Source organism: Pseudomonas sp. PS01299, from assembly GCF_029960145.1.
Taxonomy (GTDB): Bacteria; Pseudomonadota; Gammaproteobacteria; order Pseudomonadales; family Pseudomonadaceae; genus Aquipseudomonas; species Aquipseudomonas putida_A.
This window is the reverse complement of sequence record NZ_JASCPO010000436.1, coordinates 1-2,282: the sequence shown is the minus strand read 5'-3', so window position 1 is coordinate 2,282 and position 2,282 is coordinate 1. Positions and strand designations below refer to the sequence as shown.

At 62.2% G+C, this 2,282-nt stretch carries 2 protein-coding genes; one reads left to right on the top strand and one right to left on the bottom strand.

The window, feature by feature from the left end:
* Positions 1–148: 148 nt before the first annotated feature.
* Positions 149–1,165: an alpha/beta hydrolase gene (locus QMX91_RS30745; protein WP_282413870.1), complete on the bottom strand. Its 1,017-nt coding sequence runs from the start codon at positions 1,163–1,165 to the stop codon at positions 149–151.
* Positions 1,166–1,294: 129 nt separating this feature from the next.
* On the opposite strand from QMX91_RS30745, the gene QMX91_RS30740 reads away from it, so the two are divergent.
* On the top strand, positions 1,295–2,182 hold the full coding sequence (locus QMX91_RS30740; RefSeq protein ID WP_096796201.1) for a LysR family transcriptional regulator: 888 nt from the start codon (positions 1,295–1,297) through the stop codon (positions 2,180–2,182).
* Positions 2,183–2,282 lie beyond the last annotated feature (100 nt).

The window sequence follows — 2,282 nt, the reverse complement described above, 5'->3', positions numbered from 1 at the left end:
CATCCCCGATGGACTGCGCAGCAGTCCCCTGCCTTTCTGGTTAACGGCGGGGTCGCTTCGCAACCCATCGGGGATGAATCCCCTCACCACAAGGGTTCCTGCAGACAAAAAAATCGCCACACCGTCAGGTGTGGCGAGTGAGGGGGGCTCAGTTCAGATGCGTCTTCAGCTCAGCCGCGGCCTGCCGCACGGCCGCTTTCACTTCGGGAATCTGACTCAGCGGATTGAGCAGGCCAAAGTCATGAATCATCCCGTTGTAACGCACCGACGTCACCGGCACACCGGCCGCATCCAGATGCCGCGCATAGCCTTCGCCTTCATCACGCAACACGTCGAACTCGGCGGTCTGCACCAGCGCGGCGGGCAGGCCCTTGAGCTGTTCGCTGCTGGCGTTCAGTGGCGAGGCGTGGATCTGTGCGCGCTCGGCCGGGTTGGTGGTGTAGTTGTCCCAGAACCATTGCATCATGCCCTTGGTGAGGAAGTGGCCCTCGGCGAATTGCTGGTACGAGCCGTCGTCGAACTGTGCGTTGGTCACCGGCCACATCAGCAACTGGAAACGCAGGGCCGGGGTTTGCTGTTCCTTGGCCATCAGCGCCACGACCGCCGCCATGTTGCCGCCGACGCTGTTGCCGGCCACCGCCAGACGCTTGCCGTCGACGCCAATGTCCTTGCCATGCTCAGCCACCCATTTGGTCGCCGCATAGGCCTGGTTGATCGCTGTCGGGTACTGCGCTTCCGGCGACGGCGTGTAATCGACGTACACCGCGACCGCTCCAGAACCGACCACCAGATCGCGAATCAGGCGTTGGTGGGTCGGGTAATCCCCCAACACCCAACCGCCGCCGTGGAAGAACATGAACACCGGCAATTCACCTTTGACCTTGGCCGGACGCACCACTTTGAGGTTGATCGTCTGGCCATCGACCTTGATTGCCTTGTCACTGACTTCAACTCCGGACAGGTCAACCTTTACCGAGGCCTGAGCGCCGGTCAGCACTGCACGGGCATCCTTCGGGCTGAGTTGCTCCAGCGGTTTGCCGCCGCCGGCGGCGAGGGCTTCGAGGAACGCCTGGGTGTTGTGTTCGACACCCGGGCTGCCGGCGGCGAATGCGTTACCGATGGACAGGGCGAGGAGGGATGCGGTCAGGGTTTTTTTGATGTTCATGCTCAATTCCATTTTCGAAAGTTATTGGTGTTGTGTCGGGCTGTTTTCAAACCGTGAGCACAGATTAATGAGCTGTCGAAAAGTGAAAAAGCGGCTATAAAGCGTTTGACTGTCTACCAGAGAGTGACAATGAACCCGTTCGAAGACATGCGTATTTTTTGCCAGGTCATGGACTCCGGCAGTTTCACTGCTGCGGCCGATCAGTTGGGCCTGTCCAAGCAGTTCGTCAGCCGCCGTTTGATGCAGCTCGAAGAGCGCCTCGGTGTGCGGCTGTTGAACCGTTCCACCCGACGCCTCGACGTCACGCCACTGGGCCAGAGCTACTACGAATCGGCGCTGCGTCTGCTGGGCGAAGTGGAACAGGTCGAGCAGGGCATCGCCGGGCAGACCGCCGAGCCGCGCGGGACCATTCGCGTCAGTGCGCCGCTGTCGTTTGCCGTCGCGCATCTGGGGTGTCTGCTGCCGCTGTTCCTGCAGCGCTATCGCGATGTCACCGTGGAGGTGGATTTGAGCGACCGCCCGGTGGATCTGCTTGGCGAAGGTTATGACTTGGCGCTGCGCATTGGTGTGCTGGAAGACTCGACGTTGATTGCGCGGCGCATCGCCGCCATCGAACGGGTGTACTGCGCCAGCCCGGCATATCTGGCCGAACGCGGCACGCCGCTCAATCCCGAAGACCTGCACAGCCACGACTGCCTGCCGTACGGCCATGGTCGTTCGGTGCAATGGCGCTTCAATGCGGGGCAGGGCAAGCCGCTGCTGGTCAACGTCACCGGACGCATGCGGGTGAACAACGGCGAGCTGCTGAGGGACGCGGCGGTGCAGGGAATGGGGATTACCTATCTGCCGACGTTCATCGTCGGCGCGGCGCTGAAGGACGGGCGGCTGATGCCAGTGCTCGACGACTACCGCCCCGAACCGCTGACCCTGTCGGCGGTGTATCCGCAGCACCGCCAGGCTTCGCGCCCGGTGCAGGCGCTGGTCGAATTCCTGCGCGAACGCCTGAACCAGATGTGACCACGCCAAAAGTGTGGGAGCGGGCTTGCTCGCGAAGAGGTCGTGTCAGTCGATGAAGATGTTGGCCGAACCGACGTCTTCGCGAGCAAGCCCGCTCCCA

Bases quoted from the DNA above. Each gene is read 5' to 3' on its own strand.
- QMX91_RS30745 (WP_282413870.1), bottom strand. From the start codon at position 1,165: ATGAACATCAAAAAAACCCTGACCGCATCCCTCCTCGCCCTGTCCATC.
- QMX91_RS30740 (WP_096796201.1), top strand. From the start codon at position 1,295: ATGAACCCGTTCGAAGACATGCGTATTTTTTGCCAGGTCATGGACTCC.